23 protein-coding genes are annotated in these 21,024 nt (G+C 46.6%); 21 read left to right on the top strand and 2 right to left on the bottom strand.

Features of this window, described 5'->3' with window-relative positions; genetic code table 11:
- Positions 1-683: 683 nt before the first annotated feature.
- A complete protein-coding gene (locus NST34_RS23210; protein ID WP_341128835.1) occupies positions 684-2,096 on the bottom strand; it encodes a response regulator transcription factor in 1,413 nt (470 codons plus the stop codon).
- A gap of 86 nt (positions 2,097-2,182) precedes the next feature.
- On the opposite strand from NST34_RS23210, the gene NST34_RS23205 reads away from it, so the two are divergent.
- The gene (locus tag NST34_RS23205) at positions 2,183-3,655 is read left to right on the top strand and encodes an extracellular solute-binding protein (RefSeq protein ID WP_341128834.1); all 1,473 of its coding nucleotides are present in this window, start codon (positions 2,183-2,185) and stop codon (positions 3,653-3,655) included.
- 97 nt (positions 3,656-3,752) lie between these two features.
- Here the strand turns inward: NST34_RS23205 and NST34_RS23200 are convergent, their stop codons facing one another.
- Entirely contained in the window at positions 3,753-4,619 is an 867-nt protein-coding gene (locus tag NST34_RS23200; RefSeq protein ID WP_081382878.1) for a YitT family protein, read from the bottom strand.
- A 302-nt stretch (positions 4,620-4,921) separates the two neighbouring features.
- Between NST34_RS23200 and NST34_RS23195 the strand changes: the two genes are divergently transcribed.
- From NST34_RS23195 to dxs, 20 genes are all read left to right on the top strand, one after another.
- Entirely contained in the window at positions 4,922-5,185 is a 264-nt protein-coding gene (locus NST34_RS23195) for a YqhV family protein (RefSeq protein ID WP_371915730.1), read from the top strand.
- Between the two features lie 82 nt (positions 5,186-5,267).
- Positions 5,268-6,269, top strand: a complete 1,002-nt coding sequence (gene spoIIIAA, locus NST34_RS23190; protein WP_341128833.1) for a stage III sporulation protein AA — start codon at positions 5,268-5,270, stop codon at positions 6,267-6,269.
- Complete coding sequence (gene spoIIIAB / locus NST34_RS23185) at positions 6,262-6,780, top strand: stage III sporulation protein SpoIIIAB (RefSeq protein ID WP_042190466.1); 519 nt, start codon at positions 6,262-6,264, stop codon at positions 6,778-6,780. Before spoIIIAA ends, spoIIIAB begins: the two co-directional genes overlap by 8 nt.
- 13 nt (positions 6,781-6,793) lie before the next feature.
- Positions 6,794-6,997: a stage III sporulation protein AC gene (gene spoIIIAC, locus NST34_RS23180; protein ID WP_036682849.1), complete on the top strand. Its 204-nt coding sequence runs from the start codon at positions 6,794-6,796 to the stop codon at positions 6,995-6,997.
- 7 nt (positions 6,998-7,004) lie between these two features.
- Positions 7,005-7,394, top strand: coding sequence for a stage III sporulation protein AD (spoIIIAD, locus tag NST34_RS23175; RefSeq protein ID WP_042129828.1), 390 nt, complete (start codon positions 7,005-7,007; stop codon positions 7,392-7,394).
- A gap of 42 nt (positions 7,395-7,436) precedes the next feature.
- Positions 7,437-8,678, top strand: a complete 1,242-nt coding sequence (gene spoIIIAE, locus NST34_RS23170; protein ID WP_341128832.1) for a stage III sporulation protein AE — start codon at positions 7,437-7,439, stop codon at positions 8,676-8,678.
- A gap of 104 nt (positions 8,679-8,782) precedes the next feature.
- Positions 8,783-9,544, top strand: a complete 762-nt coding sequence (gene spoIIIAF, locus NST34_RS23165) for a stage III sporulation protein AF (RefSeq protein ID WP_341059968.1) — start codon at positions 8,783-8,785, stop codon at positions 9,542-9,544.
- Between the two features lie 40 nt (positions 9,545-9,584).
- Positions 9,585-10,226 (top strand): stage III sporulation protein AG, encoded by a 642-nt coding sequence (gene spoIIIAG, locus NST34_RS23160; protein ID WP_042190462.1) that lies wholly within the window; start codon positions 9,585-9,587, stop codon positions 10,224-10,226.
- A 67-nt stretch (positions 10,227-10,293) separates the two neighbouring features.
- Positions 10,294-11,214, top strand: a complete 921-nt coding sequence (locus NST34_RS23155) for a SpoIIIAH-like family protein (protein ID WP_341128831.1) — start codon at positions 10,294-10,296, stop codon at positions 11,212-11,214.
- A 147-nt stretch (positions 11,215-11,361) separates the two neighbouring features.
- Positions 11,362-11,871 (top strand): acetyl-CoA carboxylase biotin carboxyl carrier protein, encoded by a 510-nt coding sequence (gene accB, locus NST34_RS23150; RefSeq protein ID WP_076284481.1) that lies wholly within the window; start codon positions 11,362-11,364, stop codon positions 11,869-11,871.
- Positions 11,872-11,925: 54 nt separating this feature from the next.
- The gene (gene accC / locus NST34_RS23145) at positions 11,926-13,269 is read left to right on the top strand and encodes an acetyl-CoA carboxylase biotin carboxylase subunit (protein ID WP_042190455.1); all 1,344 of its coding nucleotides are present in this window, start codon (positions 11,926-11,928) and stop codon (positions 13,267-13,269) included.
- A gap of 114 nt (positions 13,270-13,383) precedes the next feature.
- Positions 13,384-13,800: an Asp23/Gls24 family envelope stress response protein gene (locus NST34_RS23140; protein WP_042132343.1), complete on the top strand. Its 417-nt coding sequence runs from the start codon at positions 13,384-13,386 to the stop codon at positions 13,798-13,800.
- A 74-nt stretch (positions 13,801-13,874) separates the two neighbouring features.
- Positions 13,875-14,414 (top strand): alkaline shock response membrane anchor protein AmaP, encoded by a 540-nt coding sequence (gene amaP / locus NST34_RS23135; protein ID WP_042129814.1) that lies wholly within the window; start codon positions 13,875-13,877, stop codon positions 14,412-14,414.
- A 15-nt stretch (positions 14,415-14,429) separates the two neighbouring features.
- Positions 14,430-14,663: a DUF2273 domain-containing protein gene (locus NST34_RS23130; protein WP_042190453.1), complete on the top strand. Its 234-nt coding sequence runs from the start codon at positions 14,430-14,432 to the stop codon at positions 14,661-14,663.
- 298 nt (positions 14,664-14,961) lie between these two features.
- Complete coding sequence (gene nusB / locus NST34_RS23125) at positions 14,962-15,414, top strand: transcription antitermination factor NusB (protein ID WP_042190451.1); 453 nt, start codon at positions 14,962-14,964, stop codon at positions 15,412-15,414.
- A 145-nt stretch (positions 15,415-15,559) separates the two neighbouring features.
- Complete coding sequence (folD, locus tag NST34_RS23120; protein ID WP_042129810.1) at positions 15,560-16,417, top strand: bifunctional methylenetetrahydrofolate dehydrogenase/methenyltetrahydrofolate cyclohydrolase FolD; 858 nt, start codon at positions 15,560-15,562, stop codon at positions 16,415-16,417.
- A gap of 12 nt (positions 16,418-16,429) precedes the next feature.
- A complete protein-coding gene (gene xseA, locus NST34_RS23115) occupies positions 16,430-17,809 on the top strand; it encodes an exodeoxyribonuclease VII large subunit (RefSeq protein WP_341128830.1) in 1,380 nt (459 codons plus the stop codon).
- Entirely contained in the window at positions 17,787-18,044 is a 258-nt protein-coding gene (xseB, locus tag NST34_RS23110) for an exodeoxyribonuclease VII small subunit (RefSeq protein ID WP_042129807.1), read from the top strand. The genes xseA and xseB overlap by 23 nt, the downstream gene beginning before the upstream one ends.
- The gene (locus tag NST34_RS23105) at positions 18,031-18,978 is read left to right on the top strand and encodes a polyprenyl synthetase family protein (protein ID WP_076299520.1); all 948 of its coding nucleotides are present in this window, start codon (positions 18,031-18,033) and stop codon (positions 18,976-18,978) included. The genes xseB and NST34_RS23105 overlap by 14 nt, the downstream gene beginning before the upstream one ends.
- Before the next feature lie 99 nt (positions 18,979-19,077).
- The gene (dxs, locus tag NST34_RS23100; protein WP_076284485.1) at positions 19,078-20,982 is read left to right on the top strand and encodes a 1-deoxy-D-xylulose-5-phosphate synthase; all 1,905 of its coding nucleotides are present in this window, start codon (positions 19,078-19,080) and stop codon (positions 20,980-20,982) included.
- The last annotated feature ends 42 nt before the right edge of the window (positions 20,983-21,024 follow it).

The following is a 21,024-nucleotide window of genomic DNA, read 5'->3' as shown; positions in this document are numbered from 1 at the left end:
GAAAAAGCGAATACAATGTGCCGCCGGTAGCGTAAACGAGCCAAATGTATGCGAAAACCGAATACAATGTGCCGCCGGTAGCGTAAACGAGCCAATTGTATGCGAAAAATCGAATACAATGTGCCGCCGGTAGCGTAAACGAGCCAAATGTATGCGAAAACCGAATACAATGTGCCGCCGATAGCGTAAACGAGCCAATTGTATGCGAAAAATCGAATACAATGTGCCGCCGGTAGCGTAAACGAGCCAAATGTATGCGAAAAATCGAACACAATGTGCCGCCGGTAACGTAAATGTGCCAATTGTATGCGAAAAATCGAATACAATATGCCGCCGGTAACGTAAACGAGCCAATTGTGTGCGAAAAACCGAATACAATGTGCCGCCGGTAACGTAAATGTGCCAATTGTATGCGAAAAATCGAACACAATGTGCCGCCGGTAACGTAAATGAGCCAGCGCTGTTATTCGCCCCAGATCACCCGGGAAGGGGCTTGTTATTAGGGAATAAGTGCAATACGGTCCGTCCCTAATATATGTGCTCATTTCATCGAAATAAAGCCATTCGGTCCGTAAGCGGAACCTCACTACGAAAGTGTATATGGATACGAGTATGGAATTACGGATGTACTCAGCTTGTAACTCTACCTCCAAGGACGACTCAGGCGTTTTTCTTGTTTAGACTTATAAACCGAGTTTGTTGCGGTATTCCTGCGGTGTTATGCCATAATGCTTCTTGAATAGATGAATGAAATAGCTAGGTTTTTGATAGCCAAGCAAGGTGGAAATTTCATAGATTTTTTCAGGCGACTGCTCTAGCAAGAGGATTGCCTTCTCCATACGAACACGAAGCGTATATTCACTGATTCCTTCACCAGTTTCAAGCTTGTAAATCTTCGAGAGATATGAAGGATTCAGATATACGCTTGAAGATATAGTCTGTAGTGAAGCTGTACCAGGGTTCTGCGCGATGTAATCCTGTACCTTGCGGATAATGGAGTTTCGGGAATCCTTCTCCACACTGCTAACCGAGCGTCGGTAGCTGGCGATGACCCGTTCACTCCAGTTACGTAGCTCATCGACTGTTTGCATAGGCTGCCCGCTAGTAACGGTGTAGAAATCTTCACCGATCGTGTCAGCCAGCCATTTTTTGGTGCGATGAATAAGTGAAGAAATGGAGGAGGCAATGGCAAAATAAGCTTCAAGGATATGCTCTTGTGAGTCTCTCCATTCTTCTTCCAGCTCTTTCAGGATTGCTGCCAGCTTATCGTTGGCTGCTTCCCATTGGCCCATTTCCAGCAGCAATCCGAGAGTCGGTGTTAGGTAGAGCTCATTTAGCTGCTGCATTTCACCGCGGTTTGGTTCCTTGGCTAGTGAAATGAACAATTCGGTATCCCTTCCGATGAAATGCCTGAAACTCGCCAGTGAGGACTGATACATGGTCCGGATATCTTGCGGAAATTGGCCTCTTTTACTCGTTAGAACGGATACGCCTACCTTTAAGTAGGATTTAGCCGCACGTTGGAGCTGAAAGGCCTGTGTTTCAATCCAGACATCGAGTTCCTCTTCTTCACTTATCTTTGTTGATTCAATCGTATATGGAAGGGACTTGTCTGACAGCAAGCAGACGATAAATCCGTGCATATCTGTACAATGCCATAACGCCATACGGGGGCCGAACAGCTCAGCAGCAATGTTAGTCAGTGCATATTCAATGAGTGTCTCATCACTCTGATCGTACTCGCCTTCTGTTGTGTCTATCCTCAGCAGCATCATGCTGTAGGGAGTGCCTCTGGCAATGGGAACTTCATACATTTGAAGTTTTTTGGAAAGTGGACCTATGGCCGGGTCCTGCTTGCCGGTAATCAGATCCCGCAGTAGATATTCCCGTAGCTTAGACAGCTGTTCTCTAAGCGTATAATTAATTTTTTGAATCGAAATGATTCCTTGCCACTCTTGTTCAAGCTCGTCTAGTGCTTTGCGAACGGCGCTCATTAATTCTTCGTCTTCAACTGGTTTAAGGAGATAATCGCTGGATCTCAGCTTCAGCGCCTGTTGACGAAACCGATTGGAATAGCAACAAATATGTTGAGCCAATTACACTTACAACGGTTAAGGCCATTGGTAATAACTATTACTATAAAACCGGCGAGAGTATGGAGAACAACGTTCTTAACACTTATATGAAAGATAATCTGGGCATTGATGTGAAATATGATTGGGTTGTCACCGACACCAACCAAGCCTATCAGACGAAGATTAGACTTATGTTGTCTTCAGGTGATAAAATGCCGGACGTGATCACTTACCGCGGCGATATGGAAACGGTCAATATGCTGATTGACTCCGGACAGTTCACAGATGTTGGTGGCTTGATCGACAAGTATGCTGGCGATGTATACAAGAAGGGTATGGAGCTGAATCCGGATACATTGTTACCAGTAACACGCGATGGCAAAGTTATGGCGCTTCCGGTTCTGGATTACGCTTATAATGACGACATGGTTCTCTGGCTGCGTCAAGATTGGATGGATAAGCTGGGTCTGCAGGCTCCTAAGACACTTGCTGATTTCGAGAACATCATGGATGCTTTTGTAAACAAAGATCCTGATGGCAACGGTAAGAAAGACACTCTTGGTCTCGCAACCGGTTTTAAAAATACTTACTTGAACTGGATCGCTGATATCAGCTGGTTGTTCGGTGATTTCGGCACCATGCCAGAACAATGGAACGAAGGTACAGATGGTACGCTGAGCTATGGCTCGATCGATCCAGGTGCGAAGCAAGCACTGTCTACACTGAAGACATGGATGGAAAAAGGCTATATCACTAAAGATGCAGGTCTTGTCGATGAAAATGGTGGTTACGAACAATTCACTAAAGGTCAAGCGGGTGCAATTGTAGGCCGCAACTGGCTTCCAGACTGGCCGTTTGGTGATCTGCTGAACAACGTACCTGGTGCAAAATACAAAGCTTATGCAATTCCTGCCGGTCCTGATGACAAAATTGGTACACAAAGTGGTAACCCGTCTGTTAACGGATGGATGCTGATCAATAAAGATTCGAAGCATCAAGAAGCACTGCTGCGTTATTATAACTTCTTATTCGATAACTGGGCGAATCCACAAAAAGGTGGCATTTTCGAAAATGGCTTTGCTGAAGGTTATGACTATGCCAAGCAAGCAGATGGTACTGTAGTTAAAGACCCGGCGAAATATCCGGATCTATTCCCTGGCTATGGCGACCGGACACATTTAGTTGAACCGATCTACTACTCTCTTACCTTTGACGGTGCCCGTGAGCCGGGATTGTACGCAGAGACGATGAACAAACTGGCAAGCGGTGGTACGCCTGAAACACCGTACGAGATCGCTACAGCTGCGGTTCGTAAACCGGAGAATATTGAAGCCATGAAGATCGTCTTGGAGCAAAAGGATATTCGTATGAAGAATTACTTCCAAGGACCTCTGACTGAAACCATGAAATCCAAAAATGAGCTATTAAAGAAATTGGTACTTCAAACGTACTCCAAGATCATTTACGGTCAATCCCCTATCGAAGAGTTCGATACGATGGTGGCCAACTGGAAGAAATCTGGCGGTGATGAAATTACTAAGGAAGTGAATGACTGGTATATTTCCGCTAGTAAAAAATAAGCAAATAGCATCACTAATAAATGAAAAGGAACGCTGCAGATTTGAATGCAGCGTTCCTTTTCATTTATATAACAGCAAGGGAGGTAGGTCCCTGAATTTATCCTAATCGTTTGAACCGGCCCTGAATCTCTACAGTCTCCACAACATTGACGAAGGAGCTTGGGTCTGCCTCAAGAATAGTTCTCCGCAGATTTGCAAGTTCATACCGAGTCGTTACTGTCATTAGCATGGTATTTCCCTCATGACTGTATCCACCCTCTGCATTGACGACAGTGATGCCATGAGGTAACTCTCTGAGACGGGTCAGCATCATCTCCCGTTCTTTGGTAACGATAAAGCAGGTCAGCTTCACATGGCGAATATGGATCATATCGACTACTCTACTCTTTACAAAAATACAGAGCATAGCGTATAAGGCGGAATCCCAGCTTTTAAAGAAGCCTAAACTCAGAATAACTAATCCATCCATTAAGAACATGATATTCCCCATGGGAATATCCCGTTTACGTGAAATAATCGAGCCTAATATATCAAATCCCCCAGAAGAGCCCCCAGTACGGAGAGAAAAACCAACGCCCCCAGCAATAATTACTCCGCCGAAAATACTTGCAAGAATGGGGTCCTTGGTCATTTGCACCTCAGGAATAATGGTAATGAACCAGGTGGTGGCCACGACGGAAAGCAAGCTTAGTAAGATGTATTTTTTCCCCACTGCAATAAATCCCCAGACAATTAAAGGAAGGTTTATTACAAAATAAAGCTTAGAAATGTACTTCGGATCCGTTAAATAACCGACGACCGAAGCCACCCCTGCTACCCCACCGCTCAGAAGCTGATGAGGAATTAGAAACAATCGCATCCCGCTTGCAATTAAAAAGGCTGAAAAAATAATGATAGCTACTTCCTTGAGTGGTCTGACTACGGTCCGCATGTTTTGCGGTAACCCGTAACTTCGAACTTGCATGACACAAATCCCCTCTTTTTCTTATGTCTTTATAGTCTGCTCTTTTTGAAAATATAAACCCACTATATTTCCAATTAACAAGGATACCACAGATGGAAGTGTTCGTAAAAAATAATTTTATCGTACTGATTATATTTATTTATATAGGTGTGTACTATGAACTCTTTCACAGTTGGACTTGCAATTCTGTCATTTCTCCTTGTCTAAAGTGAGTAATTATCGCATATCCATGGATAAGAGAAGGACAAACAAGCCCTGAATATCATTCTGTGTGAAATAGTAAAAGTTAGGAGTGGAGTGGATTGGACAAGTATGTAAGCTGGATGGCGACTCTTCGGCTGTTCTCGGGTAGTGCGGAGATTATAGCTGCACTGATTATGCTGCGGTTGAATCAGGTAGACAAGGCGCTTGCAGTCAATTCTGGACTAGCTTTGGTAGGCCCGACGATCTTGATATTGACGACAGCGATCGGACTTACAGGGATGGCTCAGCAGTTGTCCTGGAGCAAACTGGGCTGGGTCGGTTGCGGTGTAGCCTTTCTCTTAATCGGGATTCTAAAAAAATGATAGATGATAGGCATATTGAGCGCGTACAAGCATAAATATGGAATAAAGCAATTAGATAGAGGACAACTTGGGGGTACTTTGTATGGCAGATGATTGGTTGCAATTGTTTCCTGAAAAAGTAAGAGCACTATTAAAGTGCCTTCCCCTTCCGCTACTTGGAATGGTGGAAGAGATTCGGGTCCGTGAAGGTCGTCCGCTGGAGATTAACTATTCAGGTAAATATCACTTTCTTAGAGCAAATGGCAGCGTAACGCAAAGGCCGGAAGAAGCCTATAGGCCGGATCGGGAGGACACTCATAGACTGCTAGATCTGATCAGCAACCATTCACTATATACGATGGAAGAAGAGCTGAGAAAGGGATTTATTACGATTCCTGGCGGCCATCGAATAGGACTTGCTGGTCGGACGGTGCTGAGTGGTGGTGGTGTGGAGCATCTACGCGACATTACAAGCTTCAATATTCGCATAGCCCGTGAGGTTCCCGGAGTCGCGGATAAAGTGCTACCTTATCTGCTGGACAAGGGGAGGCAGCGAATGATGCACACCTTGATCCTCTCGCCTCCACAGCACGGGAAGACAACACTTCTTCGCGATATCGCAAGACAAATCTCCTTAGGAGATTTGGGGAAACGTGAAGGCGGAAGACCCGGTATGAAGGTGGGGATTGTCGATGAACGTTCTGAGATTGCCGGAAGCAGACGCGGGATTCCCGCCTTTGATGTCGGTCCGCGCACAGATATCCTCGACGGCTGTCCCAAAGCTGAAGGCATGATGATGATGATTCGTTCCTTGTCACCGGATGTATTGATCGCTGATGAGATTGGTCGTCCTGAAGACGCTGAAGCAGTCACTGAAGCGCTGCATGCTGGAATATCAGTCGTTGCTTCGGCTCACGGTAAAGAAGTAATAGAACTGGCTCGTAGACCCGGGCTTGGCGGGCTATTGGAACAAAAGATGTTCGAAAGATACGTCATTCTGCATCGCTCAGAAGCAGGACTCTCCTTTCGTGTTCTGGATGGACAGAAACGCGGATTACTTCTTATCTCACCCGGGGATCGATTAGGTGGTGATTTACATGCTTAAGCTATTCGGTGCCGTTCTGATTGTGCTGGCTGGTACGCTAGCAGGGCTCCAATTTGCAAAACAATATGCAGACAGGCCAAGACATATCAGAGGCTTGATAGCAGCGCTACAGCGGCTAGAAACAGAAATAATGTACGGCTTTACCCCATTGCCTGAAGCTATGCGGCGTATTGGGATTCAGTCTAAGGAACCGCTCAAAACGTTGTTTATTAAAACAGCTGAGGAGATGAGCCCACCCCATGATCGAAGTGCCCAGGATGCCATTCAGAGGGCTATGGACTCGCATTGGAAGTCTACCGCATTGAAGGGGACAGAAAAAGAGATTCTCCGCCAGCTCAGTTGTACTCTCGGTACAAGCGATAGGTCCAATCAGAGCACTCATATCGCGTTAGCATTGCAGCAATTGAAGCAGGAGGAGTCGGTGGCCAGAGAGGATCAAGGCAAATATGAAAAATTGAGTAAAAGCCTGGGTCTGCTGCTTGGAGCATTGATCGTCATTTTGATCTTTTAGCGAGGTGCCAGGAATGAATATTGAAGTCAATGCGATTTTTCAAATTGCCGGCATTGGCATAATTATCGCCATGATACACACGGTGCTTAAACAGATGGGAAAAGAAGATTTCGCACATTGGGTTACCGTAATCGGGTTCGTCGTTGTGCTATTTATGGTTATTCGAATGCTGGACGGACTGTTGCAGGAAATAAAAACGATCTTTCTTTTTCAATAGGCGTGCTATGGAGATCATTCAAGTTGTTGGAATAGGGCTGATATCGACCATATTGATTCTCGTGCTGAAGGAACAAAAACCGATGTTTGCCTTTCTCCTCGCTACTGCCACAGGGATTCTGATCTTCCTGTTTCTAATCGGCAAGATTGGAATGATACTTTCCACACTGGAGCGGGTGGCAGAGTCATCGGGGATGGAAATGATCTATTTGAAGACCGTGTTCAAAATCATCGGAATTTCATATATCGCTGAATTTGGAGCACAGATTGTGCGTGATGCAGGGCAGGAATCGATTGCTTCCAAAATAGAGCTCGCCGGAAAAGTCCTCATTATGGTACTAGCTGTACCCATTATCAGCATCATTATTGAAACGGTCATGAAGCTGCTACCTGCTTAAAGCAATTGAAGGAAGCTAAGCAACGATTAGGGAGGAGAAGTTATGCAAAAGTGCAGTGTTTTTCGTCCTCCAAAATTAAAAATAATACTGCTGCTGCTCCCATGCTTCTTCATTCTATGGTTTGCAGGTACAGCTCAGGTGGCCATAGCTTCTCCAGGAACTCCAGCACCTGGATCGGGGAACTCCTCCCCAGTAGACCAGTGGGTCAAGGGTCAGGTGAACAATCTGCCAACAGATAAGGTGGAGTCGTACTGGGATCAACTGATGAAGGATTACGGAGGTTTTTTTCCAGACGGGGCAACACCATCACTTATGGACATGCTGCTTCCAGGGGATAAGGGACTCAGCTTACAAGGTGTATTATCCGGGCTTCTTGGATTTATGTGGCATGAGGTGCTGTACAACGGAAGGCTGCTGGTCACGATTGTCATGGTTAGTGTGCTCAGCATGATACTGGAGACGCTACAAACCGCTTTTGAGCGAAAAACGGTCAGCAAGGTGGCTTATACGCTCTGTTATATGGTAGTGCTCGTTATTGCCGTGAACAGCTTCAATATCGCTATAGGTTATGCGAAGGATGCTATCGACCGGATGATTGATTTTATGATGGCCATGATTCCGCTACTGTTCGCGTTACTAGCTTCCATGGGGAACATTGTTACCGTCTCGGTCACACACCCACTAATTGTTTTTATGATTCATACCGTTGGCACACTGATCCACACCATTGTCTTTCCACTATTATTCTTCTCGGCGGTGCTGCATCTCGTAAGTGCATTGTCGGAGAAATACAAGCTGACCCAGTTGGCGAATCTGCTAAGAAATATCGGAGCCGGATTACTAGGAGTACTGCTCACTGTGTTCCTCGGTGTGATTTCAGTCAGGGGAATTACGAGTTCAGTGACAGATGGTGTTACGATCCGGGCCGCTAAATATATTACAGGAAACTTTGTTCCGGTCATCGGAAAAATGTTCGCAGATGCAACAGACACAGTGATCTCAGCTTCACTCCTGGTGAAGAACGCTATTGGGCTATCCGGAGTGATCATCATTTTGTTCCTTTGCGCTTTTCCGGCGATCAAAATTCTGGTGCTTGCTCTGATCTACAATGTAGCTGCTGCTGTAATGCAGCCATTAGGAGAGACGCCGATTGTGGTCTGCCTCCAGACCATCGGAAAAAGCATGGTGTACGTATTCGCTGCTTTGGCAGCTGTATCGTTAATGTTTTTTATGGCCGTCACGATCATGCTAACCGCTGGCAATTTAACCGTCATGATGAGGTGAGCTTGAAGGCTATGCTAACAAAACTTAGCGGGTGCTTACGAAGCTAGTTTTGTACGAAGAAATTCTCTGAAGGCTATGCTAACAAAACTTTTAGGAGGGAAACGATGAGCTGGTTGGGCGATTGGCTACGAGAGATCATACTTGTCGTGCTGCTAGCATCATTCGTTGAATTACTGCTCCCAAGCAAATCCATGGAGCGTTATGCAAGGCTGGTGCTGAGCCTCCTGATCTTGCTTACCATGCTTAGCCCGATCGTTTCTCTCCTTAAAGGTGATGCAATAGCCGAGCTGAGTATAGCCATGGGGCGACAGGAGAAAGAGGGAGGCTTATTCACAGGAGGGGGAAGTGGAGATCCCTCTTTGGAAAAGATTCTGGCAGATGGTCAAAAGCTTGCACAAGGGCGACAGGATCAAAGCTTAAAGCTGGCCGCAGAAGAGGTTGCTGAGCAAATGAGGGAGCAGATCATAAGCGAGACCGGCAAACGCGGGGTTAATGTCACTGTAACGCTCGGCATGGGGAAATCCGGCAGCTCCGGTAATGAAGATATTCCTGTCATCTCTGCAGTGAAGGTCTCAATGTCCCAAGCAACAGCTAATTCCATAGGGGCTTCCGGTAATTCCAGCGCAGCCGCTGCTCCGCCGATTGCAATCGCTCCTGTAGAGCCTGTAGAAGTAAAGATCGGTACGAATCCAGAGAATGGATCAGCTTCTGCAGATGAGCCCAAAGCAGTGAACGGAAATGTAACAGAAAATAACACGCCTTCAACTGAAACGGAGTCCATCGTAAAGCTGTTGGAACAAAAATGGGATTTAGATCCCAAAGTAATCCAAGTAGATGGCGGCGTTGTGAATAACGTCAAGTTATGAGTCTGTAGCTTCTAAACTATCAATGTTAGGAGGGATAGGAGTGGGCAATTGGCTGAAAAAGCTGGAGCAATGGGCTGGGGGTGGGGCTGGCAGTCCGAAGAGAAGTCATACTTTTCGCTGGCTAATCATTCTGGGTCTGCTGGGCGCAGCGATTATGCTGTTTAATTCCTTCGTCAATGTGAAGAAGATTGATAACGAGAATACGGGGCGTGAGCCACCGCTGAATCAGTCCTCCCAAACGGCGCTGGTACAGAGTGATCCTGGAGCTACTAACTCGTTCGAGAGTATTGAACAGACACTGGAGAACCGGACGAAGGAGATTTTGGAAAAAATCGTTGGTGTCGGTACCGTTGATATCATGGTCACTGTGGAATCCACGGAAGAAATTGTCGTGGTGCGAAATATGAACGACTCCCAGCAGCTTAGTGAGGAGACGGATGCCAGTGGTGGAAAACGTCACACGACACAATATACGAGGGATGGCGAAATCGTAACCTACTCGCAATCGGGTGATGAAACACCTATTGTGACGAAGCGGATTAAGCCTCAGGTACGCGGCGTACTGGTAGTTGCCAAAGGTGCAGAGAACAAAGTCGTTCGTGGACTTATCGAGCAGGCTATCGAAAAAGGCTTGAATGTCCCAATTCAGCGCATTTCAGTAGTACCACGCAAACAAGAGTAGCAGGAGAAAGTCAAGAAGTGAGTGCTTCCGAAGCAGCCACTAGATTAAATTTTAGGAGGAATTAAGAATGAACGGCAAAAGACAAACAATATGGTTGGTTTCTATGCTCAGTTTGATGGTTGTACTCTCGGCATACTATTTATTTACTGAAGATTCAGGTGCATCGGTTCCAAAAGACACAGCAGGAACTATGCAGGTAGACTCCTTGAAAAAAGATACAGCAAACGCAGCATTACCAACGGTTGGCGACAAAGGTATCGTTGTGAACGAAGTGGTCAATCAAGGAGATGTTGTTGCTGATGGAGGCGTTGTAGATAACGCTACAGCCACTGACGATAGTGCAGCTACTGCAACTACTGATGACAGTGCAACTACAGCGGTTAAGGATGATAGCAGTAAAGCTGCAGCAGACAGCGGTAACTCTGAGAAAGCTTCGACGGACACTGCTGCAAAAGACTCCAGTAAAACTTCTGACCCGGCAGCTAAGGACACAACAGCTAAGGACACAGCAGCTAAGGATACAGCAACTAAGGATACGGCAGCTAAGGATACAGCGGCTACTACAACATCCAAAACCCCTGCTAAGAATGATAAAGAAATCCTGGATGAAGTAGCTTCACAAAGTGTATCGGCGAGCAGCATGTTCACTAACTACCTGTATGAACGTGAGCAAAAGAATCTAAAGAGCCAACAAGACTTACTGGCTTTGATTAACAATATGGAGAAGACGCCTGCTGATAATGCAGTTGCTCAAGAACAGCTCCTTAACCTTGAAGAAAAAGAATCTAAAATTACGGGCATCGAAGAACAGCTTCAACAAAAATATGGGGAAGCCATCGTGAAGGAAGAAGCTGGGGACAGCTATAAAGTAGTCGTACTGAGTGACAAGCTGGATGTAAAACAAGCGGTTAGCATCGTTGATCTCGTAATGAAGGAACTGAGTGTGTCTCAGGATAAAGTTAGTGTTCAATACGTTTCCGAGAAATAATAAGACGTGAAATTATAGGAAAAATGACGAAAGAGCTCGGGTTCTCCCGGGCTCTTTCCATTTCTAGCGTTTATGATATAATACATAAAGTTATCTTGTCCGCTTAAGAAGTGGCTTCGAGAGAAAGCTGAAGGAGTGAACTAATGTATGTTCAAGTTGAGCGAAATTAAGGAATTAATTAAATTGCTGGACCAGACCTCCTCTGTACATGAGTTGGAGATCGAAAGCGAAGGAATGAAGCTTGCAATTCGCAAACCGGATCGCCCTGAAGCTGATGGAACAGCAGTACTGGCGACTCCTTATAATGCCTATCCCTTTACGCCTGCCCCGCAGCCGCAGAGCGTGCAGCAAGTGTCCTATCCAGTAATCAGTGAGGTTCCTCCAGCACAGCAGCCACAAGCCGTCGCAGAAGGCAATCTACATAAAATTGTATCTCCAATGGTGGGAACATTTTATAGTGCCGCTTCTCCGGAAATGCCATCGTTCGTTAATGTTGGAGACCGTGTTGGTGAGAAAACAACGGTATGCATTATCGAAGCGATGAAGCTGATGAATGAGCTGGAAGCGGAGATTAAAGGTGAAATCGTGTCCGTACTGGCTGAGAATGGTCAGCTTGTAGAATACGGTCAACCACTATTCTTGGTTAAACCGGAATAAATACCGCAGATTACTTATGGAGCGGAAGCTTCGCAAAACTTTGGGAGGAAACGCATGAACATTCAAAAAGTGTTGATTGCCAACCGCGGCGAAATCGCGGTCCGCATTATTAGGGCCTGCCGAGAACTGGGCATTTCCACCGTCGCGGTCTATTCGGAACCCGACCGGGATTCACTGCATGTCCGGTTGGCTGATGAAGCTTACTGCATCGGTCCGATGCCGTCCAAGGACAGCTATCTGAACTTTACAAATATTATGAGTGTAGCCACCTTAACAGAATGTGATGCCATCCATCCTGGTTATGGATTTTTAGCTGAGAATGCAGATTTTGCAGAAATTTGTGAATCTTGCAATATTATCTTCATTGGGCCATCTCCAGATGCAATCAACCGTATGGGTGATAAAGCTGTGGCGAAGGAAACCATGAAGCTGGCTGGAGTTCCGATCATCCCGGGCTCAGATGGCCTTGTAGGTGATGTTGAGGAAGCCGTCATGCTGGGTCGTGATATCGGATACCCGATTATCATTAAGGCTACCGCAGGTGGCGGGGGTAAGGGCATTCGGATTGCTGAGGACGAGGAATCATTGGTGAAGCAGATTACTGCTGCACAACAGGAAGCGCAGAAGGCGTTCGGCAACGCTGGTGTATATTTGGAAAAGTACCTTACAGGTATGAAGCACGTAGAGATTCAAATTATTGCAGATAAGCATGGTAATGTAGTGCATTTAGGTGAACGCGACTGTTCCGTACAGCGTCGTCGCCAAAAGCTGATTGAAGAGGCACCTTGTTCTGTACTTACACCGGATATCCGTGAAGCGATGGGGAATGCAGCAGTTCGTGCAGCACTCGCTGTGAATTATTCGGGAGCGGGAACGCTTGAATTCTTGCTTGGACCGGATGGACAGTTCTACTTCATGGAGATGAATACTCGTATTCAGGTAGAGCATCCGGTAACGGAAATGGTTACGGGTGTGGATTTGATCAAGGAAATGATTTCGGTTGCAGAAGGAAATCCTTTGTCATTTACACAGGAAGATATCGTGATTAATGGCTGGTCGATTGAATGCCGTATCAATGCGGAAGATCCAGAACGTAATTTTATGCCTTCACCAGGTAAAATCGGCTTTTATTTGCCGCCTGGAGGTCTCGGTGTTCGTGTAGACAGTGCGGCGTACCCTGGTTATACGATTTCCCCTTTCTATGATTCTATGATTGCAAAGCTGATTGTATGGGCACCCACACGTCAGGAAGCGATTGCAAAGATGAAGCGCGCCTTGGCTGAATTTGCCGTGGAGGGAATCCATACTACGATCCCTTTCCATCAGAAACTGTTGGAGCATCCTGTATTTCTGGATGGTAATTTTGACATCAAGTTTCTGGAAGAGTATGAAATTTAGGACGACTTCGCTTTGTTTGTCATAAAGTTCGTCAAATGATATAGTATGTTTAATAAGAGACGTGCTTTACGCTTGAATTTATGAGAATCTTTGTTGAAAGGTGTGAAGTCTAAAATGAGTACATTGCCGACAGAATACGAACGGACAGAAATCGGTGAGATCCAGATTGCTCCTGAAGTGATCGAGGTGATCGCAGGTTTAGCGACCGTTGAGGTTAAAGGTGTAGCTGGCATGAGCGGTGGTTTCGCCGGTGGTATTGTTGAGCTTCTCGGACGTAAGAACTTGTCTAAAGGAGTTAAAGTAGAGGTTGGACAACGCGAAGCTGCAGTGGATGTTTCTGTAATCATTGAATATGGTAACCGTCTTCCTGAAGTGGCTGCTGAAATTCAGCGTAATGTTAAGCGTTCCATCGAGACTATGACTGGTCTGACTGTTGTGGAAGTGAATGTGCATATTCATGATGTACAATTCAAGAACAACAACACTGTAGACAAGAACGAGGAAGCTGAAACGGTTCTTCGCGTGAAATAACAGTCGTCGTTCTTCCATAAACCCCCGACAGTAAAGTCGAGGGTTTACTCTAATTTAAGGAGGTTATGAGACTCGTGGCAAAAATTTTGGACAGACTTTTGCTGTTTGTCTACAGCTTAAGTATCGGAATATTATCTGTTATTGCCATCCTCCTCTTGAGCGGTGCTATTCCTAAAACTTTGGAGATTGAGAATGGACCAGCAGCTTATATTACTGCAATTGTAGTAGCAGTTGTCTTGTTCCTTCTGAGCATCCGATTTTTCTACATCTCTTTGCGTCGTGATCGCGCTTCTTTACCTTCTGTTGATCAGCGTACAGAGTATGGGGATATCCAGATTTCAGTGGAGACCATTGAGAATCTGAGTCTGAAGGCTGCCGGTAAAGTGAAGGGAATCAGAGATCTCAAATCGCGTATTCGCGTTTCTCAGGCGGGCCTTGAAATTACAATTCGCGCAGTAGTGGATGGTGAACATTCATTGCCGCTACTAACCACAGAAGTGCAACGTCAGGTGCATGATTTTGTGCAGGAGACAACCGGTATTCCGGTTGCTGATGTGTCTGTATACATTGCTAACCTCACGCAGTCTCCAAGCTTCAAAAGTCGAGTGGAATAGAGGTGAATTTCCCTTATGTCTTGGAAAGAAGTATGGGAAAGTCACGGGGGTAGAATCGCCGGAGTGACTTTCGGCATTGGTCTAGGTTTGATATATTTAATTTGCGGTTTTTGGGATATGTTGTTCTTTGCACTGGTAGTGTTCATCGGATATACGTTCGGCAAAAGAAAGGATAACGCAGAGGCTCCCCTGTTTCAGTGGCAGGAGCTGATTACGCGTCTATCCGGACGCTGGCGTCCCTTCAAGTGAACCGCGATAGTCTTTTTCCCGGAGCAGGAAGCCGTAAGTTTGTGTTGTCCAATGCCCCTGGAAGAAAGACTTTGCGGTTTTTTTAATTGTGAAAGATATCTTTAACGGACATCGGACAATAATCCTCTAAGGATTAGGGATAGAATTCGAAGGATTTGGGCTTAAAATAATTATAGGCGATGTGATTAAAGTCTGAATTATTATCACACTTGAGGTGTGAAGTTATATTTATGGTTGCCCGACGTTATAGAAGTTTGAGTAAAGATGTTAATGCGATATAAGATTTTAGGAGGAACACATGAAAAGACGTATAGCGAGAGAGATTATTGTCCAAAGCCTGTATCAGATGGAAATGAACGATGTAGAGAGCGCGGAAGCTGTGGAAATGCTGCTGGAGGAAGCTTCAGAGGAGAATGAAACAGAGCGTGTAATTACGGACGAAATTCAGCTTAAGCACTATGTGGTGGAGCATGTAAACGGTGTGTGGGAGCACAAGGTTGCAATTGACGATATGCTTGAGCATTACTTGAAAGGCTGGCAAATGAGCCGTCTGTCACGTGTGGATCGTCAAATTTTACGTCTTGCGGCGTATGAAATGGTGTTCGCGAATGATGTTCCGGCTAAGGTTGCTGTGAATGAGGCTATAGATTTGGCCAAGCATTTTGGAACGGATGATTCCGGTAAGTTTGTAAACGGTGTGCTTGGTAAGATGATCCAGGAGATCGATACAATTAAAGCTGACCATTCTTAATTTTTAAAAAATATAAGCAAGTATAAGTTATTCACCTATTCTTTATGTTTTATATTTCTCGCATAAACGCTTACCGTCCACATAAGGACGCCGAAGGCGTTTATGCTTGTACAATAGTAAAGTATATAAAAGGGGAGAGACTATCATGACAGCAGCAATCATCAGTGGTAAACAAGTATCTGAGGAAATTCGTATTGGTATTGCCCAGGAGGTTGCTGAACTGGCGAAACGTGGCGTGAAGCCCGGTCTGGCAGTAATTCTAGTAGGTGAAGATCCAGGATCACAAGTTTATGTTCGCAACAAGGAAAAATCTTGTATCAGCCTTGGTTTCCATTCGGAAGTGCATAAACTGGATGAGTCTACTACTCAAGAAGAATTGCTGGCTCTCGTAGCGCAGCTTAATGGACGCGATGATATTGATGGGATTCTAGTTCAACTTCCATTGCCTAAGCATATTGAGGAAAAAGCTGTTATTGATGCGATCTCCGTGGAGAAAGACGTTGACGGCTTCCACCCTGTAAATGTAGGTAACCTAGTGATTGGTGCTGACAGTCTGCTTCCTTGTACACCTGCAGGTGTAATTGAACTAATCAAACGTACAGGAACAGGAATGGCTGGTAAACATGCTGTGGTCATTGGCCGCAGTAATATTGTAGGTAAGCCAGTGTCTTTGTTATTGCAACGTGAGAATGCTACTGTGACGATGTGCCATTCCCGTACAGCTAATATGCAAGAAATTAGCCGTCAAGCAGATATTCTAGTTGTTGCGATCGGACGCGCGAATTTCATTGACGCTTCTTACGTGAAACCGGGTGCTGTTGTCATTGATGTGGGTATGAACCGTTTGGATAACGGTAAGCTTGCGGGTGACGTTGATTATGATAGTGCAAAAGAAGTTGCCGGATACATCACACCTGTTCCGGGTGGGGTTGGACCGATGACAATTACAATGCTGATGAGCAACACGCTGATTGCGGCTAAGCGCCGTCACGGCTTGGAATAGGGGTAGGAATTCATGGCGGCAGAGCGGCAGGTCTATTCGATAAAAGAACTCAACCGTTACATCCGCATGAAGCTAGACTCGGATAATTTACTTTCGGATGTATGGATTCGCGGAGAGATTTCCAACTTTACGCATCATGGTAGCGGTCATATGTATTTCACGCTAAAGGATGAGAGCAGTCGGATCAAGGCGATTATGTTTGCTTCTCATAACCAGCGCCTACCCTTTATTCCGAAGGAAGGTGCTCGGGTAATTGCTAGAGGTAATGTGACCGTATATGAACGGGACGGGCAGTACCAGTTCTATGCCACACACATGCAGCCAGATGGAATTGGTAGTCTATATTTAGCCTATGAGCAGCTGAAGAGCAAGCTTGAGCAAGAGGGGCTGTTTGTAGAAGCGCGTAAACGTCCTTTGCCTCGCTTTCCAAAGTGCATTGGCGTGATTACTTCGCCAACGGGGGCAGCTGTGCGGGATATCGTGATTACACTCCAGCGGCGGTTTCCGCAGGTGGCTATTGTAATCTATCCCGTACTGGTGCAAGGCAAAGGCTCCGCGCCTTCGATCGTGAAGGCGATTGGAGCGCTGAACCGCATGGGTGAGGCCGACGTGCTTATCGTCGGCCGCGGCGGCGGTTCGCTCGAGGAGCTGTGGGCGTTTAACGAGGAGGAAGTCGCGCGAGCGATATCGGCATCAAGGATTCCGGTCATCTCGGCCGTTGGCCACGAGACCGATTTTACGATTGCCGATTTCGCCGCCGACCTCCGCGCGGCTACGCCCACAGCGGCCGCGGAGCTGGCCGTGCCACACGCCGGCGAGCTAGCTGCGCAGCTTCGCCAGCAACAGCAGCGGCTCCGCCAAGCGCTGCAAAGACGCGCCCAGCGCGGACGCGAGCGTCACGCGGGGCTGGAACGCTCGCTGGCGCTGGCAGGCCCGCGCCGCTCGCTGATGCAGCACACGCAGCGGCTGGATCAGCTGCGTGAGCGGCTCCAGCGCTCAGCGGATGCACGGCTCAGCCGTTCCCGCGAGCGCAAAGCTGTGCTGCATCATAGTCTGCAGCGGTTCCATCCGCACGGCAGTGTTGCCGCTGCGCGTCAGCGCACCGAAAGCATGCGCCGTGAGCTGATGGGTGCTATGCAGGCCCGCCTGCAGGAGAAGCGAGCTCGCTATATAGCGGAGATTCGTCATCTGGATGCACTGAGCCCTCTTAAAGTTATGTCGAGAGGCTACAGCTTAGTCTATGACGAAGCAGAAGAACATTTAATCAAATCGCTGACCGAAGTACAGCTTGGCGATCTTGTAGTGATAAAGATGAATGACGGACAGCTGAACTGCCAGGTATGGGGAATGAAGGAGGATGGCAAAGACGATGACGAAGGAAGCGGAACTTGATTTTGAAGGCGCCATGGACCGGCTGGAGGAAATCGTACGTGAGCTTGAACACGGCGACGTTCCCCTGGAGAAGGCCATCGATTTATTTCAGCAAGGTATGAAGTTATCTCAGCTTTGCGGCAGCAAGCTTGAGCAGGTAGAGCGTAAGATCGAAATGATTACCCTAGAGGACGGAGAACTGCGTAAGAAGCCGTTTGGTGCACGTCTGGAAGGGGACGCCGATGACTCGCTTTGAGCATGAGCTTGAGAGAAACGCTGAAGGAGAAACAGTGCGTCAGCCACTGGAGGATTACATCGCGTCCTTAAGCGATCTAGTCTCACATGAACTAGAGGTTATTCTCCCCACGCAATGGATGGTTCCAGAGAATTTACAGCAAGCCATGAAGTATTCACTTATGGCTGGGGGCAAACGCCTCCGACCACTGCTGGTGATTATCGCATGTGAAGCACTGGGAGGAAGTCGAGAGGCTGCCCTGCCTGTCGCTGCTGCTATAGAGATGGTACATACCTACTCGTTAGTTCATGATGATTTGCCTGCCATGGATAATGATGATTATCGGCGCGGGAAGCTGACGAATCATAAAGTCTTTGGCGAAGCGACCGCTATTCTTGCGGGTGATGCCCTTCTGACCCATGCTTTCTACAGTGTGGTACAAGCCTCGCGTAAATTTGGCGTCCCTGCGGAAAGTGTACTATCCATCGTGGAGGATTTGGCGGAAATGGCAGGTCCTCGTGGTATGGTTGGCGGTCAGATTGCAGATATGGAAGGCGAGCAGGGTCTAACCGATCTTGCACAGCTAAAGTACATTCATCTGCATAAGACAGGAGATTTGATTATCTTTTCGCTATTAGCTGGCGGTCGTATTGCAGGTGCTAACGAGCAGCAGCTTGAGGCTTTGCATAAATTCGGAACAGCCATTGGACTCGCTTTTCAAATCCAGGATGACATTCTGGATTTGATTGGAGACGAAGGTAAACTTGGCAAAAAAACAGGCAGTGATGTTAAGCAGCATAAAGTAACCTATCCTTATTTTATCGGCCTCGAAGCATCGCGAGAAGAAGTGAAGCAGCTTACAGAAACAGCCCGAAATGCTGTTCTGAACGGTGGCTTTCATGACAGCCAGCGCCTGCTGGAAATTGCAGATTACTTAATGGCACGTGATCACTAATTATGAACTTTCGAAACGGCTGTATTTCGACAGCCGTTTCGTTTGTGTTATAATGGGTTTTATATAATTTACAACATCTAGGAAAGCGGGGAACTATACGTGCTGCTTCCACAAATAAATGATCCTAAGCAACTAAAATCATTGTCAGTCGATGAATTAACTACCTTAGCGGAGGAAATTCGTCGATTTCTGATTGAGAAGCTTACAGCAACTGGGGGGCACCTCGGATCCAATCTAGGAGTCGTGGAGCTCACTTTGGCTTTGCATTATTGTTATAACAGCCCTCGTGACAAAATGATTTACGACGTTGGGCACCAGGCTTATGTTCACAAGATCCTGACTGGTCGTCAAGACCGCTTCGATACCCTGCGTAAATATCAGGGCTTGTGCGGCTTCGTTAAGCGCTCCGAAAGTGAGCATGATGTATGGGAAGCTGGACATAGCAGTACCTCATTATCGGCAGCAATGGGGATGGCGATGGCTCGCGATCTCAAGGGTGAAGACAATAAGGTTATTGCCGTGATTGGTGACGGTGCTCTTACTGGTGGAATGGCGTTTGAAGCACTTAACCATATTGGCCATGAGAAGCGTAAGCTGATGGTTATTTTGAACGATAATGAAATGTCAATTGCTCCTAATGTAGGGGCGATGCATAATTATCTAAGTAAAATACGTTCAGATCGCCACTATTTGCGTGCCAAAGATGAAGTAGAGGGGCTGCTTAAGAAGATTCCGGCCATCGGAGGACGATTAGCAAAGACTGCTGAACAGTTAAAAAATAGTCTCAAATATATGATGGTACCTGGAGTATTGTTTGAAGAGCTCGGCTTTACGTATCTCGGTCCTGTAGACGGACATGATCTGGAGAAGATGATTGACACCTTCCACCAAGCAGATAACGTGGCTGGACCTGTGTTGGTACATGTACTAACAACTAAAGGTAAGGGCTACAAACCGGCTGAGACCGATTTCTATAAATCACATGCCATTTCACCATACAAAATTGAGTCGGGTCAGGCGCTTAAAGCTGTGGGTCCTCCAATGTACACGGAAGTATTTGGCGAGACGCTGATCGAACTGGGTCGGGAAGATTCCCGTCTGATTGCTGTTACACCTGCGATGCCAGGAGGCTCGGGCTTGTTTCCTTTTGCTAAGGAATTTCCCGATCGTATGATTGATGTCGGGATTGCCGAGCAACATGCGGCTACGCTTTGTGCAGCTTTGGCTATGGAAGGGATGAAGCCGGTATATGCGGTGTATTCTACCTTCATGCAGCGTGCCTATGATCAGATCGTCCATGATATTTGCCGGCATAACGCGAATGTTATGTTCGCCATTGACCGCGCGGGGTTTGTAGGTGCGGATGGTGAGACTCATCAGGGTGTGTACGATGTTGCTTTTATGCGCCATATTCCGAATATGGTGATGATGATGCCAAAAGACGAAAATGAGCTGCGTCATATGATGAAGACGGCGCTTGAATATAATGACGGTCCGATTGCTTATCGCTATCCGCGTATTAACGGTACAGGTGTAGCAATGGATCCTGAGCTGCGTACTATTCCAATCGGATCATGGGAACGACTGCGTACAGGCGAAGGTTATGCTGTTGTAGCCTGCGGACCTATGGTTCAAGTGGCTGAAGAAGCTGCTGATTTACTCAAGCGGGAAGGGATTCAGGTAGGCGTCGTAAATGCGCGGTTCCTGAAGCCACTCGACAACTCCATGCTGCTTGATTTGGCTCACGCTGGAACCAACATGGTTGTTATTGAAGAGGCTTGCCAAGCGGGAAGCCTCGGCAGCTCGGTATTAGAATTCTACGCAGAGAATGAAATTTATGACGCTCGTGTACATCTGATGGGTGTACCTGACATCTTTGTGGAGCACGGCTCTATTAAAGAACAGCGCCAGGAAACAGGTCTTACTGTAGAAGCGCTATGTGCACGTATCAAGTCCATGATGGCTTTGAGTGCTTATAACTACAAAACAACTTCGTCTTCCTAAATGGAAGCCGGAAATTAGCAACCCTTTGAACGATCGGGAGAT

It is taken from the genome of Paenibacillus sp. FSL H7-0714 (genome assembly GCF_038003765.1).
In the GTDB taxonomy this organism is placed as follows: Bacteria; Bacillota; Bacilli; order Paenibacillales; family Paenibacillaceae; genus Paenibacillus_AQ.
The sequence above is the reverse complement of the archived record's forward strand: the minus strand, read 5'-3'. Positions and strand labels throughout refer to the sequence as shown.

Coding starts and splice junctions, on each gene's coding strand:
- spoIIIAE (WP_341128832.1), top strand. CDS start 7,437: ATGCAAAAGTGCAGTGTTTTTCGTCCTCCAAAATTAAAAATAATACTG.
- NST34_RS23205 (WP_341128834.1), top strand. CDS start 2,183: ATGAAAGATAATCTGGGCATTGATGTGAAATATGATTGGGTTGTCACC.
- accB (WP_076284481.1), top strand. CDS start 11,362: ATGTTCAAGTTGAGCGAAATTAAGGAATTAATTAAATTGCTGGACCAG.
- folD (WP_042129810.1), top strand. CDS start 15,560: ATGACAGCAGCAATCATCAGTGGTAAACAAGTATCTGAGGAAATTCGT.
- NST34_RS23130 (WP_042190453.1), top strand. CDS start 14,430: ATGTCTTGGAAAGAAGTATGGGAAAGTCACGGGGGTAGAATCGCCGGA.
- spoIIIAC (WP_036682849.1), top strand. CDS start 6,794: ATGAATATTGAAGTCAATGCGATTTTTCAAATTGCCGGCATTGGCATA.
- NST34_RS23155 (WP_341128831.1), top strand. CDS start 10,294: ATGAACGGCAAAAGACAAACAATATGGTTGGTTTCTATGCTCAGTTTG.
- NST34_RS23200 (WP_081382878.1), bottom strand. CDS start 4,619: ATGCAAGTTCGAAGTTACGGGTTACCGCAAAACATGCGGACCGTAGTC.
- spoIIIAA (WP_341128833.1), top strand. CDS start 5,268: ATGGCAGATGATTGGTTGCAATTGTTTCCTGAAAAAGTAAGAGCACTA.
- xseB (WP_042129807.1), top strand. CDS start 17,787: ATGACGAAGGAAGCGGAACTTGATTTTGAAGGCGCCATGGACCGGCTG.
- spoIIIAD (WP_042129828.1), top strand. CDS start 7,005: ATGGAGATCATTCAAGTTGTTGGAATAGGGCTGATATCGACCATATTG.
- NST34_RS23105 (WP_076299520.1), top strand. CDS start 18,031: ATGACTCGCTTTGAGCATGAGCTTGAGAGAAACGCTGAAGGAGAAACA.
- spoIIIAB (WP_042190466.1), top strand. CDS start 6,262: ATGCTTAAGCTATTCGGTGCCGTTCTGATTGTGCTGGCTGGTACGCTA.
- accC (WP_042190455.1), top strand. CDS start 11,926: ATGAACATTCAAAAAGTGTTGATTGCCAACCGCGGCGAAATCGCGGTC.
- spoIIIAF (WP_341059968.1), top strand. CDS start 8,783: ATGAGCTGGTTGGGCGATTGGCTACGAGAGATCATACTTGTCGTGCTG.
- NST34_RS23140 (WP_042132343.1), top strand. CDS start 13,384: ATGAGTACATTGCCGACAGAATACGAACGGACAGAAATCGGTGAGATC.
- nusB (WP_042190451.1), top strand. CDS start 14,962: ATGAAAAGACGTATAGCGAGAGAGATTATTGTCCAAAGCCTGTATCAG.
- xseA (WP_341128830.1), top strand. CDS start 16,430: ATGGCGGCAGAGCGGCAGGTCTATTCGATAAAAGAACTCAACCGTTAC.